This window comes from Bacillota bacterium (genome assembly GCA_033549065.1).
GTDB lineage: Bacteria > Bacillota > Dethiobacteria > DTU022 > DTU022 > JAWSUE01.
This window is the reverse complement of the sequence record JAWSUE010000008.1, coordinates 123,055-139,977: the sequence shown is the minus strand read 5'-3', so window position 1 is coordinate 139,977 and position 16,923 is coordinate 123,055. Positions and strand designations below refer to the sequence as shown.

The 16,923-nt window shown below is 45.3% G+C and carries 15 protein-coding genes; 13 read left to right on the top strand and 2 right to left on the bottom strand.

The genetic code is table 11. The features are described from left to right. Positions 1–480: 480 nt before the first annotated feature. Genes pyrR through SCJ97_07230 form a run of 8 tightly spaced genes read left to right on the top strand, consistent with a single transcriptional unit; the run spans position 481 to position 8,504 of the window. Positions 481–1,032, top strand: a complete 552-nt coding sequence (gene pyrR, locus SCJ97_07265; GenBank protein ID MDW7739839.1) for a bifunctional pyr operon transcriptional regulator/uracil phosphoribosyltransferase PyrR — start codon at positions 481–483, stop codon at positions 1,030–1,032. 31 nt (positions 1,033–1,063) lie between these two features. Continuing rightward, positions 1,064–1,996: an aspartate carbamoyltransferase catalytic subunit gene (locus SCJ97_07260; GenBank protein ID MDW7739838.1), complete on the top strand. Its 933-nt coding sequence runs from the start codon at positions 1,064–1,066 to the stop codon at positions 1,994–1,996. After that, on the top strand, positions 1,993–3,312 hold the full coding sequence (locus SCJ97_07255; GenBank protein ID MDW7739837.1) for a dihydroorotase: 1,320 nt from the start codon (positions 1,993–1,995) through the stop codon (positions 3,310–3,312). Before SCJ97_07260 ends, SCJ97_07255 begins: the two co-directional genes overlap by 4 nt. Further along, a complete protein-coding gene (locus tag SCJ97_07250; GenBank protein MDW7739836.1) occupies positions 3,281–4,078 on the top strand; it encodes a dihydroorotate dehydrogenase electron transfer subunit in 798 nt (265 codons plus the stop codon). The genes SCJ97_07255 and SCJ97_07250 overlap by 32 nt, the downstream gene beginning before the upstream one ends. Next, positions 4,059–4,991, top strand: a complete 933-nt coding sequence (locus SCJ97_07245; protein ID MDW7739835.1) for a dihydroorotate dehydrogenase — start codon at positions 4,059–4,061, stop codon at positions 4,989–4,991. Before SCJ97_07250 ends, SCJ97_07245 begins: the two co-directional genes overlap by 20 nt. Further along, positions 4,988–5,704: an orotidine-5'-phosphate decarboxylase gene (gene pyrF, locus SCJ97_07240; GenBank protein MDW7739834.1), complete on the top strand. Its 717-nt coding sequence runs from the start codon at positions 4,988–4,990 to the stop codon at positions 5,702–5,704. Before SCJ97_07245 ends, pyrF begins: the two co-directional genes overlap by 4 nt. Then, positions 5,694–6,278: an orotate phosphoribosyltransferase gene (gene pyrE / locus SCJ97_07235; protein MDW7739833.1), complete on the top strand. Its 585-nt coding sequence runs from the start codon at positions 5,694–5,696 to the stop codon at positions 6,276–6,278. The genes pyrF and pyrE overlap by 11 nt, the downstream gene beginning before the upstream one ends. 48 nt (positions 6,279–6,326) lie before the next feature. After that, positions 6,327–8,504, top strand: coding sequence for a Tex family protein (locus SCJ97_07230; protein MDW7739832.1), 2,178 nt, complete (start codon positions 6,327–6,329; stop codon positions 8,502–8,504). Here SCJ97_07230 and SCJ97_07225 read toward each other — a convergent pair whose 3' ends face one another. Beyond that, positions 8,505–9,161, bottom strand: coding sequence for a transglutaminase domain-containing protein (locus SCJ97_07225; protein ID MDW7739831.1), 657 nt, complete (start codon positions 9,159–9,161; stop codon positions 8,505–8,507). It lies immediately after the preceding gene. 185 nt (positions 9,162–9,346) lie between these two features. Here SCJ97_07225 and SCJ97_07220 point away from each other — a divergent pair, with 185 nt between their 5' ends. From SCJ97_07220 to SCJ97_07210, 3 genes are read left to right on the top strand one after another with little or no spacing between them, the layout of a single operon-like run. Continuing rightward, entirely contained in the window at positions 9,347–10,981 is a 1,635-nt protein-coding gene (locus tag SCJ97_07220) for an amidohydrolase (protein ID MDW7739830.1), read from the top strand. Between the two features lie 30 nt (positions 10,982–11,011). Then, positions 11,012–12,073, top strand: a complete 1,062-nt coding sequence (gene buk / locus SCJ97_07215) for a butyrate kinase (GenBank protein MDW7739829.1) — start codon at positions 11,012–11,014, stop codon at positions 12,071–12,073. 60 nt (positions 12,074–12,133) lie between these two features. Then, positions 12,134–13,042, top strand: a complete 909-nt coding sequence (locus tag SCJ97_07210; protein ID MDW7739828.1) for a bifunctional enoyl-CoA hydratase/phosphate acetyltransferase — start codon at positions 12,134–12,136, stop codon at positions 13,040–13,042. A gap of 61 nt (positions 13,043–13,103) precedes the next feature. Here the strand turns inward: SCJ97_07210 and SCJ97_07205 are convergent, their stop codons facing one another. Continuing rightward, positions 13,104–13,424, bottom strand: a complete 321-nt coding sequence (locus SCJ97_07205; GenBank protein MDW7739827.1) for a cupin domain-containing protein — start codon at positions 13,422–13,424, stop codon at positions 13,104–13,106. Positions 13,425–13,505: 81 nt separating this feature from the next. On the opposite strand from SCJ97_07205, the gene SCJ97_07200 reads away from it, so the two are divergent. After that, positions 13,506–15,230: an amidohydrolase gene (locus SCJ97_07200; protein MDW7739826.1), complete on the top strand. Its 1,725-nt coding sequence runs from the start codon at positions 13,506–13,508 to the stop codon at positions 15,228–15,230. A 180-nt stretch (positions 15,231–15,410) separates the two neighbouring features. Continuing rightward, positions 15,411–16,820 (top strand): pyridoxal-dependent decarboxylase, encoded by a 1,410-nt coding sequence (locus tag SCJ97_07195; protein ID MDW7739825.1) that lies wholly within the window; start codon positions 15,411–15,413, stop codon positions 16,818–16,820. Positions 16,821–16,923 lie beyond the last annotated feature (103 nt).

Genomic DNA, 16,923 nt, shown 5'->3' with positions numbered 1-16,923 from the left:
TATGATGCGCTGACCAGCGACCGGCCCTATCGTAAAGCATGGAGTAAAGAAAAAACCTTGGAGTTGATCAAAGAAGACAGCGGCAAGCATTTTGATCCGGAAGTGGTGAAAGTTTTTTTTCAGGAGTTGGTTTAGAAGAACGACGTCATTACTGTGCCCGTTTGCCAGCGCCATGCTGCCGCCTAGCCTATCGGATTCACAAGCCGGCTCGTAAAACAGGCCGGACAGCAGACCTAATGTTTATGTTAACGAAGGCAGCATAGATGTTTAAAAAAGAAGTTCTTGATCGTTGACACCTCTCAAAATTAATGTTAAACTTGCCTCAGTAAGCACCCTTTAAAGATAGTCCTGTGAGGCTGGCAAGGGAGCAACCGGTTAGGTATATCAATACACCGCCCGCCCTCCAAGGTCTGGGCGGTTTTTATCTGAGCGGGAAATTTCCATGCCGCCTTCCGAAATCAAAAGGAAGGAGGTGAAAAGATGACACTGACCCATAAAGCTACTGTAATGGATGAGAAAGCGATCCGGCAGGCCCTGCGAAGAATTGCCCACGAAATTATTGAAAGAAACAAAGGAACGGAAAATATTGTTCTGGTTGGAGTAAGAAAACGTGGGGTTCCCCTGGCGGGAAGGCTGCAGGCATTGCTTAAAGAAATTGAATCAACAGATATTCCCCTTGGCATACTTGATATAACCCTCTATCGGGATGATCTTTCGCAAAGACAGGATCAACCTCAGGTCCATACTACCGATGTTCCCTTTGATTTGAATGATAAACATGTAATTATGGTTGATGACGTGTTATATACCGGCCGGACAACCCGGGCGGCAATGGATGCCCTCATCGATCTGGGACGACCGGCCAGTATTCAGCTGGCCGTATTAATAGATCGCGGTCACCGTGAACTGCCGATCAGGGCTGATTATGTGGGCAAGAATGTTCCAACGTCCCGAAGTGAACAGGTGGAAGTGAAGGTATCCGAAATTGATGAAATCGACAGGGTAGATATCCTCGGTGTAACCCGGGATTGATAAGGATATTGGACAAGGAGGTATGGATTTAGTGCAGACTTTGAGAAGAAAAGATATTCTGGGCTTGGAGGAAATGTCTGCCGAAGAGATTACGCTTATTTTGGAAACAGCCCGCTCAATGCGCGAAATAATGCAGCGCAAGATAAAAAAAGTTCCTACACTGAGGGGAAGATCTATCTTAAATCTCTTTTATGAACCCAGTACCAGAACAAAAGCCAGTTTTGAGTTGGCTCAAAAATATATGAGTGCCGATTCTGTAAGTGTGGCCGGAGCTTCCTCGAGCCTGACAAAGGGAGAGACTTTGAAGGATACTGTCAGGAATGTGGAAGTAATGGGTGTTGAGTGTGTAATTATGCGCCATCCTGTTTCAGGTTCGGCTTATTACCTGGCTCATAACGTTGAAGCGTCAGTCATCAATGCCGGTGATGGGATGCATGAACATCCCACGCAGGGACTGCTTGATATGTTTACCATCTGGGAAAAGAAAGGCCGTTTGGAGAAACTAAAGGTAACCATAGTAGGAGATATTCGTCACAGCCGGGTCGCCCGCTCTAATATATGGGGTTTAAAGAAGATGGGAGCAGAAGTGGTGGTTGCCGGACCACCCACTTTGATGCCGCCTGACCTTGAAGTATTCGGTATCAATTTTTGCAGTAACGTTGAGGATGCAGTGGAAGATGCTGATGTTGTTATGGCTTTACGCCTGCAGAAAGAACGTCAGGAAAGCGGGCTATTCCCGAGCCTCAGGGAATACGCAGAGCTTTACGGGTTAAATACCCAAAGGTTAAAGAAGGCAAAAGAGGATGCCCTGATCATGCACCCCGGGCCGATGAACCGGGGTATTGAAATAACTTCCGAGCTTGCCGATGGACCGAATTCGGTAGTTCTGGAACAGGTTACCGGGGGAGTGGCGGTTCGAATGGCGCTGCTTTACCTTCTCTTGGGAGGGACAAAAGAAGAATGAGTAACTTACTGATTAAGAATGGGAGACTTATTGATCCGCTGCAGGAGCTTGATGGCGTTACAGATTTATTGTTATCTGGTGGTTTAATCGAGAAAATAGCTGATAAAATCAACCCAACAGTCGATACCGAGATCATTGAAGCCGAAGGATTAATAATAACGCCCGGCTTGATTGATATGCATGTTCATCTTCGTGATCCGGGTGAAGAATACAAGGAAGATATTATTTCAGGAGCACTGGCTGCAGCAGCCGGAGGATTCACCGCCCTGGCGGCTATGGCCAACACAGATCCGGTATGCGATGATCCCTCCGTAGTGCGTTATGTTATGGACCGGGCCCGGGATGCAGTGGTTAAGGTTTACCCCATCGGAGCAGTTACCAGGGGGCTTAATGGTAAAGAACTGGCCGAGATGGGTCGGATGAAGAGGGCCGGAGCAGTGGCTTTCTCCGATGACGGTAAACCGGTTTCAGGCGGTCTGATCATGCGCAATGCCCTGCAGTATGCTTCCGGTTTGGACTGCCTGATCATTGCCCACGAAGAAGACTTAAGTATCGCAGCAGGTGGAGTAATGCATGAAGGAGAAACATCCTCAACGCTGGGTTTAAGAGGTATACCTTCAGCTGCAGAAGAAGCGATGATTGCCCGTGACCTCATACTGCTTGAATCTGTGGGAGGACGTATTCATGTAGCCCATCTTTCTTCTGCCGGTTCTGTAGAACTGGTCCGGCAGGCAAAGGAAAAAGGGTTGAAAGTCACAGCAGAGGTAACTCCACATCACCTTTTACTGACTGATCGGGCAGTAAAAAATAGTGGTTACAGTACTAATACCAAGGTTAATCCTCCCCTGAGATCTGAACTGGATAGACAGGCTCTGTGGGAAGGTTTATTTGATGGAACAATTGATGCGATTGCATCTGATCATGCTCCCCACCATCCTGATGATAAGGATGTCGAGTTCGATTTTGCCCCCTTTGGTATCGCCGGGCTGGAAACCACCCTGTCCCTGCTTCTGGACGAAGCATTCTCGGGAAGGAATAAGAAGTTTAATCTCCCTCTGCTTGTCGAAAAATTAAGTACTGCCCCTGCCCGGATTCTTAATATTCCTGGAGGAAGCTTAAAACCGGGTTGTCCGGCTGACGTGACTATCATCGATCCTCTCCGCGGAATGACCGTTAATCCGGAGAAATGGTATTCAAAGTCAATGAATACTCCATTTGCCGGGCGCAGGCTTATGGGTGCACCAGTTTATACTATTGTAGATGGCAGGGTAGTGATGAAGGAAGGTGTCGCAGCTGATTACAGCCGGATCAATTAAAAACGAGATGTGCAGGCTGCAAAAATCTTACCGGCTCGGCAGGGACATCTTTGGAGTAACATTTCTGGCACCTGAGATAGCAATCCGGGCAAACCCCGGACAATTTGTAATGATCAATTATCCGGCTCTGTATGGTTTCATGCTTCCCCGGCCTTTTAGTGTTGGTAAGGCAGATCCGGTGTCAGGTGAGATTACCTTGATTGTCAAGGTTATTGGACGGGGAACCGAAATACTGGTTCATTCTGATCCGGGTTCAAAATGGGGAATTCTGGGTCCACTGGGAAAAGGCTTTCCAGATCTTTATCCAGACTCATTACTGGTTGCCGGAGGAATGGGAGTTGTCCCAATTCTTTTTTTGGCAGGTTCCAGCAGGAAACCATGCAGAATGATCTTTGGAGCCCGGACAGCAAGCGAACTTTTTTCTCTACCCCATGAACTCACCCGATCAGGGTTGACCATTATTGAGACTACAGAAGACGGCACCCGGGGGATAAAGGGAACAACAGTTGATATTATGAAGCAGCTAATTCCAGAAGTCGGATCTATATATGCCTGTGGGCCGAGGGATATGCTGGCGGCAGTCGATAAGATAGCCTTGCAGGCAGGAGTCAAAGGGTGGCTTGCCCTGGAAGAGCTTATGGCTTGCGGGGTTGGTGCCTGCCTGGGATGTGTCGTTGCGACTGGTGAAGGTTATAAAAGAGTATGTCAGGATGGCCCGGTATTTGAAGTCGGGGAGGTTGTTTTTGATGATTGCTCCCGATCTTAAGGTTAACCTTGGAGGAATTTCACTGGAAAATCCTCTTTTGGCTGCTTCGGGGCCTTTGGGGTACGGCCATGAGTTTCATGAAATATATGGGCTCACATCATTTGGCGGCATTATTGTTAAAGGTATCTCTGTTGAACCCTGGACCGGGAATCCTCCGCCAAGAATTGCCGAAACTTATGAGGGCATGTTAAACTCAGTTGGTCTTCAGAACCCTGGAGTCAGGTCTTTCCTGAAGGAAGATTTACCCAGATTACTTAAATATGGGACACGGATCATTGTCAATATCATCGGCAGAACTGTTGAAGATTACTCATCTGTTGCCTCCGATCTTGACGGCATAACGGGCATAGATGGCCTTGAAGTTAACATTTCCTGTCCGAACCTGAAAGCCGGCGGACTTTCATTTGGAACTGATCCAAGATTAACTTTTCAGGTGGTTGATGCGGTACGCCGACAAACAAAGCTGCCTTTACTGGTTAAATTAACACCCAATGTTACAGATATCAATGTTATCGCCAGGGCGGCTGAAGAAGCCGGAGCAGATGGTCTTTCCCTGATCAATACCCTGGGTGGAATGCTGATCGATACAAAAAGAAAAAAACCGGTTTTAGGGAATATTTTTGGTGGACTTTCCGGTCCGGCAATTATGCCAGTTGCTTTGAAAATGGTCTGGCAGGTTGCCGGAGCGGTTAAAATACCAATCCTGGGGATGGGCGGTATATCTTCAACAGATGCAGCTCTTCAGTTTATGATGGCTGGAGCCCGGGCGGTGGCTTTGGGAAGCTGTTTATTTAAAGATCCACTGCTTCCCCGCAAGATTATTGATGGCATCCTAAAATATATGGAGGATAATAGTATATCATCGGTACATGATATCGTCGGAACTGCCAGGAAAGGGGAGTTTAATATATGAATGACAGCGGTAACCGGTTGATAATTGCTCTTGATTTTGCTGAAGCCGACCGGGCTATTGAACTAACTGAAGAACTTTCTCCCCTGGGAGTCGGTTTTAAAATTGGCTTGGAATTATTTATTTCCTGTGGACCAAACCTGGTTAAAAAGTTAGCAGATAAATACAGAATATTTCTCGATCTGAAGTTCCATGATATTCCGAACACCGTTCATCATGCGGTCAAGTCTGCAGCATCACTGGGAGTCTGGATGATAAACGTTCATGCATCGGGGGGCAGAGAAATGATGATTGCTGCCCGTGAAGCCCTCGAAGGATTTGAAACCAGGCCGCTGCTGATAGCCGTGACAGTCCTGACCAGCCTGAATGAGTCGCAGTTACAGGAAATCGGTTTTCAGGGTACTCCGGTCTGTAATGTAATGCAGCTGACCCATGCTGCTTTAGACAGCGGTTTGGATGGTATAGTCTGTTCTCCGCTTGAAGTGTCCGCCATCAGGAAAGCCTTTGGCTCTAAGGTTCTTACTGTTACTCCCGGGGTCAGGCCAACAGGTTACGCACACTATGATCAGTCCCGGGTTGATTCACCTGAAAATGTAATCAGTGCAGGCGGTAATTTTATTGTAATCGGGCGTCCGGTTACCCGGGCAGCCGACCCTTTTAAAGCGGCAGAAAAGATTATATCCGAAATTGCGGAGGTTGCCGGAAATGGAAAATAAAGATAAAATTATTAAGCTTCTCAAAGACACTGGAGTTATACTGGAAGGGCACTTTTTACTGACCTCTGGTAGACACAGCAATCTTTTTTTGCAGTGTTCCCAGTTACTTCAATATCCGAAAGAAACAGAAGCAATATGTTCCATGATGGCCGAACCTTATAAAAGAATGAAAATAGACACAGTAATCGGTCCGGCAATGGGTGGGGTCATTCTTGCCTATGAATCTGCCCGTCAACTGGATGCCAGGGCAGTATACGCCGAACCATCAGGTGATAAAATGATCTTGAGACGGGGGTTTCAGATCGGCAAGGGTGAAAAGGTTCTGGTTGTTGAAGATGCGGTTACAACCGGTGGTTCGGTAAAAAAAGTTTTAACTTTGCTTGAATCAGTCGGAGCCCGGGTGGTTGGGATTGCTGTCATGGTTGACCGGACCGCCGGGAAACTGAATTTCGGTTTACCCTATCAGGCTCTTATTGAGATGGAGGTAGAATCATACCAACCGGAAGAATGTCCTCTCTGCCAGAAAGGCATTCTGCTCGAGGAGCCGAAGGGCAAACCGAAGGACAGAGGTTAACCAAATATTGCCTGAAATATATTTTTAATTAAGGAGACATAACAGGGTATGCAGGATAAAATTAACAGTCGATTGAGCAAAGAACTTAATATTCCGTTAGTTAAGTTGGGCCAGACAGTAGCAATGTTTGACGAAGGGAACACAGTCCCCTTTATTGCCCGCTACCGAAAAGAGGTCACAGGGGGCCTGACTGACGAAGAGTTGCGTTTGCTTCAGGAAAAACTGGTGCATTATCGAAACCTGGAACAACGGCGGGAAGAAGTTCTCAGGCGTATTGATGCCCAGGGCTCTCTAACCGAAGAACTCAGGGAACAAATAGTGAAGGCAGCAACAGTAACCGAACTGGATGATTTATACCGGCCTTATCGGCCAAAGAAGAAAACCAGGGCTTCAGTTGCCCGTGAAAAAGGATTAGAACCACTGGCAGCTGCAATATTGCAGGGAGAGATTGATCCGGAAAACGCTGCAGCGGAGTATATAGATTCCGCGAAAGAGCTATTCCATATTTCTGAAGTGATTCAGGGTGCCGGTGATATAATAGCGGAAATTATTTCCGATGATGCAGCAGTCAGAAAAGCTTTGAGGGAACTTTACAACCGTAAGGCCAATATAGAAGTAACAAAAAAGAGCGATTCAGAAATTAACACATATGATGATTACGGAGACTACAGTGAACCCCTCTCCAGGATCAAACCTCACCGGGTACTGGCGATAAATCGGGGAATTAAAGAAAAAGTATTAGATTTCCACCTGGTGTTACCTGAAGAAATGGTCATGGAAATTCTCAATTCACGATATATCAGTGAAAGCCAAAACGATCCATGTAAGGAACTGGTTTCAAGATCGGCATTTGACAGTTACAAACGCCTGATTCATCCTTCAATTGAAAGGGAAATCTGGCAGTTTCATCTCGGGAGGGCAGTAGAAGGAGCTCTTTCAGTTTTTAAAGAAAATTTGAAGAAGCGATTGCTTGTTCCCCCTGTAAAGAATCGGAGAATTCTTGGCTGGGATCCCGGTTTCCGTACCGGCTGCAAGCTGGCCTGTATTTCGGAAACGGGAGAACTTCTGGAAACTGCGGCAATATATCCAACTGCTCCGAAAAATGATCTGGCCGGAGCGACAAATAAAATTATACAGTTGGTGGAAAAGTATAATCTTGATTGTGTTGCTATCGGAAATGGTACAGCATCCAGAGAAAGTGAGGCTTTTATTGCAGAAATGATCAAGAGTCATGACTTGAACCTGGAATATACTATTGTCAACGAAGCCGGAGCCAGCGTTTACTCAGCATCACCGGCGGCAAAAAAGGAATTTCCGGAACTTGATGTAGCAGAACGAAGCGCAATTTCTATTGCGCGCAGGCTTCAGGATCCCCTGGCTGAATTGGTGAAAATAGATCCGAAAGCGATAGGAGTGGGTCAGTACCAGCATGATATGCCTTACAGGGAGCTAGATTCAGCGCTATCCGGGACAGTAGAAAGCTGCGTGAATAATGTAGGAGTGGATCTTAATAGCGCATCAGCAGCCCTGCTTTCCTATGTAGCAGGAATTAACCCTTCCCTTGCTGATAGAATCTTTGCCTACCGAAATCAAGAAGGTGTTTTTAATTCACGGGAACAGCTGCTTACCGTTCCCGGTTTTGGACCGAAAATATTTAAACAATGCGCCGGTTTTCTCAGGCTGCCTGATAGCGAGAATTTTCTGGAACGCAGCGCAGTCCATCCAGAATCATATCCCCTGGCTGAACTGCTGATGAACGAGTTATCCATAAAGCCTGAATCTTTGGGTGTCTCCGGGATGATTCCAAATTTTACGTCGAATGAAATTGAATCACTGGCGGTAAAATTCGACGCCGGAATTCCAACGCTGAGAGATATACTCGATGAATTCAGAAGACCTGGGCGTGATCCCCGGGAAGGATTGCCGAAACCGGTATTCCTAAAGACTATCACAGAATTGGCAGATCTCAGGCCGGGAATGGTGGTCATGGGAATAGTGCGGAATATTGTCGATTTCGGGGCATTCATTGATATCGGAGTTCACCATGATGGTTTGGTTCATATTTCTGAAATTGCCGATCGTTATATTAAGCATCCTCTGGAAGTACTGCAGATAGAATCAGTTGTCACCGTTAAAATACTTTCAGTAGACCTCAATCGTAAAAGAATTGCTCTATCTATTAAACAGGCAAAAAAAGTAGAGGGCAACACGGTTGATTTCCAATGATTAATATAGATGATTTTTTTTCTTATTCGGCAAGAGTTTTTTTAAACTCAATTTGGGCAGGTTCATAAGTCCAACCATCAGGGGGAATCCGGCAAAAAGTAATGATTTCTTTTTCGACGGCATGGCTCTCCAGAAGCCGTCAACAAACGTAGCCAATGATCTTTGTAGATCGGCCCGGGGATAACTGATTTTTAACTTACCCTGATCATCTACTATAAATAAGGCTTCATCCAGGTTTTCCATAGTATTGTCTTCCTTACCCTCGTAAGCCACCCAGATGTGTGTCAGAGATATCATCTTATTGTAAGGGATCTCCTTTTGTTCCAGAATTGAAGCAAATAAAACGTAGCGGGCTTTACAATCTCCTGCTTCCTGCTGCAGAACTTCTTCAAGGGTGGGGAAGTACCAGGGCATGTTATAAACCGTCCAATCGTAACTGTAAGGAAGGCGGCTATATACAAAATCTTTAATTTCACCTGGGGTGTGGTCATATAATTCCAGGGCGAGATCAGTCACTTCAAATGGATTAACCGGTGGATTTTTCAACCGCTGTATACTCAGTGCCAGGTTTTTGGGATTTGGATATAGAACTATAAGAAACCAGAAGCCCATTATCAGAACAGCTATCAGAAACCTGGTTATGTTTATTCTATTCATTAGAGATCCTCTTTTTGATCTATTATAAGTATAAATCCTATTACCGGGCAATAGTTATTTATGTGTATTACCGGATATGATTAAAAGCTGAAGGAGTGTTTGTTTTTAATCAGAAATTTCTATAGAATAAGATATGGTGAGTACAGCCGCAGAATAATAACTCCTATTTGGAAGGGGCTATCTTATTGGATTTAATATTTTATAACGGCCGTGTTACCACGCTGGACGATTCCAGGCCTTTTGCTGAAGCGGTTGGAGTGAAGAATGGTTTAATAGCTTTTGTTGGCACTAACCGGAAGCTGTCAAGTTACAAGACCGGCAAAACGTTGGCCATTGATCTTAAGGGTAAAACAATGCTGCCCGGATTTAATGACAGTCATCTTCACCTTGCAGGTTATGCACTTACTTCAGCAAAAGTGGACTTAAGAGACTGTCGTAACATCGATCAGGTGGTCGATACCGTTAAATCATATATCGTATTTCACTCTATAAAGCCGGGCGATTGGGTTCTCGGATGGGGTTGGGATCATGGTCTTTTTGAGGAGAGAAGGATGCCCGACCGTCGGGATCTGGATCGGGCGACATCAGAACATTGTCTGGTCATTATGCGTACCTGCTGCCATATCTGCTCGATTAATACCCGGGCCCTTATGAAAGCAGGTATTTTTGAATCGCAACCTTATGTTGAAGGCGGCTCGATCGTGCAGGATGATCAGGGAATTCCGACCGGTATTTTAAAAGAAAATGCAATGAACCTGGTAATGGATCTGGTTCCGGGATTAAACAAAGAGATGCTTAAAAAGCTCATCTTCAAAGCAGTGCAGGATTTTGTATCTGCCGGCCTGACTTCTGTACAAACCGATGACCTGGCTGCTCTCGGGAGTGATATGCTCCCAACACTTCTCGATTCGTACAGAGAATTGGAACTCGAAGGCAACCTCCCTCTTCGGATAAATTTACAGCTTTTACTTCCGGAAATAACCGACCTTGATAAATTTATCAAAGAGGGATACCGAAACTATTATAATAGTGACTTTTTTAAAACAGGACCGCTTAAGATCCTGGCAGACGGCTCAATCGGCGGCAGGACAGCGTTTTTATCCGAACCTTATTATGATACAGGTGATAGTTGTGGGGTTGCTATTTATCAAGAGGATGAATTAACTGAATTGGTCAAAATGGCTTATCTAAACGGTATGCAGGTTGCGACGCATGCTATAGGGGATGCTGCAATAAATATGGTCCTGGATACGTATGAGCAGGTTTTATCCATAAATAGTCATCATGATCCCCGGTTTCGTATTGTTCATGCTTCGATTGTTGATGATCACGCCCTCTATCGCTTTAAAACCCTTGGTATAATAGCCGATATACAGCCGTCTTTTATCCCTACGGATAACTCTCTGATTGATCAGCACCTCGGGCCACGGAGGGCATCCTGGACCTATCGCTGGAAAGATTTTATTTCGAATGGCATCAGGGTGGGAGGCGGTTCAGATGCTCCTGTTGAAACCTACGAACCACTGGCCGGTATTTCTGCAGCGGTTACCAGGCAGAATAAAAGCGGTAAGCCAACCGGCGGCTGGCACCCGGATCAACGCTTAACACTTCACGAAGCCCTTAACCTCTATACAAGCGGATCGGCTTTCTGCTCATTCGATGAAAATATGAAAGGCACAATAACACCCGGCAAGTTTGCAGATCTCCTGGTTCTATCAGAGGATATAGCTAAAGTCGAACCGAAGAATATTCGCGATGTTAAATGTGAAATGACAGTAGTTGATGGGAAAATTGTATATGAAAACCAGGGATCCGGTTAACGACGATCTATATTTTCGAGGAGGTACGGTATGCATTTGATTCTGGCTATTAATCCCGGATCAACATCGACAAAAATTGGGCTATTTGAAGATGAACATTGTGTAGTTAAAAAAACACTGCGTCACTCTGTGGAAGAAACTTCTCCTGACCTTGACCGGGAAGAACAGGCGCGGTTCCGTCGAAAAGCAATACTTGATTTTATGGCTGCAGAAAATATTACACCAATCAGGTTATCTGCTTTCGTAGTCCGTGGCGGTTTGTTAAAACCGCTTGAGTCAGGAACTTATCTGGTTGATGATAATATTTATTCGGATCTGGTAACTGCTAAATATGGATGGCACGCATCAAACCTCGGTTCAATTATTGCCCTTCCTTTAGCTCGTGAAGCGGGAATTGCAGTCTATACAGTCGATCCGGTTACTGTTGATGAATTTCATACTCCTGCCCGTTATTCCGGGTTAGCCGGGGTGCCAAGGCTCAGTATGTCGCATGCTTTAAATATGAAAGCTGTTGCCTTGCGGATGGCAGAAATATTGAACAGGCCTTACAATGAAATTAACCTGGTTGTTGTACATCTGGGTAGTGGTATATCTGTATCAGCTCACAGGCGGGGTCGGATGATTGATGTTAATAATGCCAATGAGGAGGGTCCCTTTTCGCTTGAACGCTGCGGCACCCTTCCTGCTCTTGCCCTGGTCAGACTTTGTTTCAGTGGGAAGTATGATCAAATCGGTATAACCAGATTACTAACATCCGGTGGGGGTCTTTTTTCCTATCTGGGCTCAAAAGACTTTACTGAAATTGAAAAAACGATTAGATCAGGCAAAAAGGAAGCCGGCGAGGCGGTAGAAGCAATGGCCTACCAGGTTGCAAAAGAGATTGGCGCTATGTCTGCAGCACTTGATGGAAATGTCGACAGAATTGTCCTAACCGGCGGGATGGCAAATTCGCAGTTACTAACCGGTCTTATAATATCGAAAGTTTCATTTATTGCCGAAGTGGCAGTAATTCCTGGTGAGGAAGAGCTTGAAGCACTTGCTGCGGGAGCATTGAGAGTGCTGCAAGGTGAAACAGAAGCTTTGATTTATTAGTTGAAAAAACTTGAAGGGTTGCCCTTGTTTTATTAATGATTATCGGGGGTGTGATTTAAAGTGTCATTTGAAAATTTTTACCAGGTAATTACAGCAGTAAAAGAACTTCCACCCTGCCGGTTATGTGTGGCGGCAGCTGCTGAAGAGACTGTTCTCGAAGCAGTCAGGGACAGCAGGAAAGAAGGGCTCGTTGATTTTGTTCTTGTCGGACCAGAAGAAAAAATCTGGCGTATGGCCATGACAGTGAGTCTGAATTTGCAGGGTATAGAGATAATAGACGTTACTGATCCTGTTGAATCGGCCCATCGTGCCGTTAAAGAGGTTGCCGAGGGGCGGGCAGACATATTGATGAAAGGGATGGTTAACAGTTCCGATTTTTTAAGGACAGTACTTCGTCCTGAAGGAGGAATGCGGCGGGACAGAATCCTCAGCCACCTGGCGATATATGAGGTTCCCGGGTACTACCGTTTAATCTACATGACTGATGGAGGGCTCAATGTAAGCCCGAACCTCGATCAGAAAAAAGCGATCCTGTTGAATGCTATTGAATTTTTACACGCAATTGGTCTCGACGAACCGAAAGTTGCCTGCTTGTCAGCCAATGAAAAAGTTGATCCGAAAATACCGGCAACTGTTGATGCCAGAGCATTAAAAGATATGGCTTCGGAAGCATTCCCCGGAGCAATTGTTGATGGACCGACTCCCCTGGATATTGCTGTTAGTTTTGAATCTGCCCTGCACAAAGGTATCGATAGCCCTGTAGCCGGAAAGGCCGATTTGCTAATGGTGCCGAACATTGAGGCGGGGAACATCCTGGGCAAAGCGATAATTTATTTCGCAGGAGGACGTATGGCGGGACTTGTTCTGGGTGCCAGCCGCCCTGTAATCCTGACTTCAAGAAATGAACCACCTATGGGTAAGATGGCATCTATAGCTCTGGCTGCTTACTCTGTAGCCCGTAACCGGTGATCGATCCAGCAAAAAATAGCAGGTCCGGTTAACTAAAATCTGGAAATATATAATACTGTGATCAGGTTAGTTTGCCGTGTACTGCCAGCCAAATGCAGGGTGGCTCTGATGATGTCATCTCAACACGGTGCTTTTCAAAAGCCGGGATGAGGATCCAGTCACCGGGTTTCATTTTTATCATTTTTCCTTTATCCCTTGAGATTACCGCTTCCCCCTGCAGCAGTGCCACCCATTCATCCCGTTCCTGCTCGTACCAAAATCCCTCTGGGGAAGATTGTCCGGTAGATATAATCCGTTCTATGACCACTCCATGGTCTTCTATTAACAGATCAGACTTTTCTTGATTAACCGGCAGTTCCGGGATATGGAACAGATTCATAATTTTAACCTCCTACCCGGCATATGATATTATTAATCAACCAACTTTTTTATTATAGCAGATGCTGAGGTGTTTCACATTCTCATGATAAGTGGCGATTTTGGAGATTTCAACGAACTTGAACAGCAACTGGACACGCTTTATTATAACGGTGTGGTATACACAGCAGACAGAGATGACAGAACCGCCGAAGCCGTTGGTATAAGAAATGGCAAGATAGTTTTCATCGGGAGCAACTTTGAAGCTGACAAATACAAAACAACTGCATCAGAATTAATTAACCTTGAAGGGAAGATGGTTCTACCCGGCTTTATCGACTCCCACCTGCATGCTCCGGGCAGAATATTAACAGATCTTTATAATATTAGTCTTTATGAAGCATTTGATGTGGAATCGATTTTAGATAAGGTAAAAGAATTTGTTCGCAAGCATCCAGATCATTCCATAATATATGGTGAGGGTTTTTCGCTTGGTTTATTCACTGGTGATGAAGTTTCCCGCGGTCCCGGAAAAGAGCGGCTCGATCAGGTTTGCAGTGACAGACCAATTGTTCTTTTTTCATCAGACTGTCACCTGGCATGGCTGAACAGCAAGGCATTTGAGTTGTTTGGTATTAACGAACAAACTCCTGATCCTCCCGGCGGGATAATCGAAAGAGATCCTATATCCGGGAAGCTCTGGGGGACGCTCAAAGAATCAGCTATGCAAATGATTCCGGAGCAACAATTTACTACGGAGCAGATCGAAAGAGCGCTGGTTCACTTCCAGCAGTACCTGCACAGCTTTGGGTATACCGGTATACATTCGGTTTCGATCAGTGCAGAGCCCCCTCTGGATTCATTTCATGTTATGGAAAAGGAAGGCTGGTTAAAGCTTCATGTGCGTTCATCGGTAACTATTGATCCTGACAAAGATCTTGAAACGCAATTTGATAATCTTTCTAAATTGAAGGATAGATACAGCCTTGATCTGCACAGGGTTACTACAGCCAAATTTTTTACCGACGGGGTAATAGAAGGAGCTACTGCTTTTTTATCCGAACCCTATGAGGCAGGCGCAGGTAAAAAGCCAGGCTATCGCGGGGAATTTTTATGGGATAGAAAAAAACTGGCAGATGCTTTTAAACTTGCTCTTGATGCCGGGATCCAGGTCCATGTTCATTCAATTGGCGACGCTTCAACCCGTCTCGTTTTAGATGCGCTGGAAAGTGCAGGGCCAACTGAAAAGATACGGAGAAACCGAAATTCAATTACACATCTGCAGCTTATTGATCCTTCAGATATCCCAAGGTTCAAAAAATTAAATGTTATAGCTTCGGTTCAGCCGTACTGGCACTGCAAGGAACCTGGCTGGTGGCATAATGTTGATAATTACTTTCTGGGGCATAGGGCTGAGACTGAATACCCCTTGCAGTCATTTTTTAATGCAGGAGTTATTGTTGCCTCTTCATCTGACCATCCTGTCACGGCTGTACCCGATCCATTGAGAGCTCTGAGGGCAGGAATTACTCGAAATTTAACTGACGAAGAAAGATACGGCCTGGAAAGGATCGGCACTGCTGATGATCCCCCCTACCTGCTCAACATGAAGGAAAGGGCAACACTTCCGGCGATGATAAAAAGTTTGACGGTTAATGGAGCTTACATGCTTTTCACCGATGATCAGACTGGAACCATAGAGGTGGGGAAATGGGCTGATCTGGTAATACTTGACCAAAACCTGTTCGATCTCGACCCCCTGGATTTCGGGCAGGCTCGTGTTATCCGTACTGTATTCAAAGGGGATACTGTTTTTATTTCGGAATCATAATTATTTCGGCTAGACTGTAGCGGTTATTAAGGCAATATTGTATACTCTATAAATCAACTAAATTTATATCTAAAAGGCCTACTTTTTAAGAGACCTGCAATAAAAGGCTATGAAACGGAATGCTCACTTTAGTTTTCAAACTTATATATTTGAAAAACAGCTTCAGATGGAGGATGGAAAATGGAGATAGAAATGTTTCGCCGTTACGGGCATGAGTTTATTGACTGGCTGGCTGATTACTTCGAAAATGTTGAAAAATACCCTGTCCGTTCTTCTGTCAAACCGGGAGATATTAAATCCGGACTGCCGGTTAATCCACCGACAAAAGAAGAGCAGATGGAAGAAATCTTTTCTGATTTCAGGGAAATAATAATGCCGGGGATTACCCACTGGCAGCATCCCGGCTGGTTCGCTTATTTCCCTGCCAATAACAGCCCCGCTTCGGTTCTCGCCGAACTTTTAACTGCCGGCCTCGGTTCACAGTGCATGATCTGGCAGACTTCTCCTGCCGCGGCAGAGTTGGAAGAGGTTGTGATGGAATGGCTGAGACAGATGCTTGGTTTGCCGGAAGGAATGTCAGGTGTCATTCAGGATACTGCTTCTACTGCCACACTATGCGCTTTGTTGACAGCCCGTGAAAAGATCACCGGCTACAAGATTAACCGTTCAGGGTTCAGAGAGCACCTGACTGTTTACAGTTCTGAGGAAGCTCATTCCAGCATAGACAAGGCGGTAAAAATTGCCGGCTACGGGATAGAAAACCTGCGTAAAATTCCCACAGATGATCAATTTGCTTTAATTCCTGAAGAACTTGAAAAGGCGATCAAGCTGGATCTTTCCCGGGGATTGGTTCCGGCCTGTGTTGTGGCTACACTTGGAACAACATCATCAACAGCTATTGATCCTTTAGAGCCAATCGGAGAAATCTGCCGACGTTATAAACTCTGGTTTCATGTTGATGCAGCTTTTGGCGGCACCGCAGCATTACTTCCCGAAAAACGTTCTATGCTTAAAGGTGCCGAAATGATTGACTCTTATGTTTTTAATCCACATAAATGGATGCTTACCAATTTTGACTGCTCGGCTTACTTTGTCAGGGATGAAGAGGCATTGATCAGAACTTTTGAAATTCATCCGGAATACCTGAAAACCGGCCAGGATGCAGTGGTTAAGAATTATCGGGACTGGGGTATTCAACTTGGCAGGCGTTTCAGGGCGTTGAAATTATGGTTTGTAATTCGATCCTATGGCATGGAAGGACTGCAGAATATGGTCCGTGAACATCTTCGTCTGGCAGACCTCTTTAAAAAATGGGTTGAAGAAGACTTTCGATTCGAACTTATGGCACCGGTGAATTTCAGTCTTGTTTGCTTCCGCTATGTTAGGGAAGGCGCTGATGAAGAGGAACTGGCCCGGTTGAATGCGGAATTGATGGAAAAGGTGAATTCATCCGGAAGTGTTTATTTGACCCATACATCTTTAAAGGGGCGGTATACTATCCGCTTGGCCATTGGTCAGAGGACGACTGAAGAAAGGCATGTTCGCCTTGCCTGGAAACTACTGACTGAACATGCTTCATATCTAAAATAAAAATGTTTAGTTCAAATGGTCTTTGTTTTTAATTATATGGTATAATGGGTTTCGGCCCGACCGACCGGTCGGACGGAATGTCAGATGGTTTAACTAAATCAAG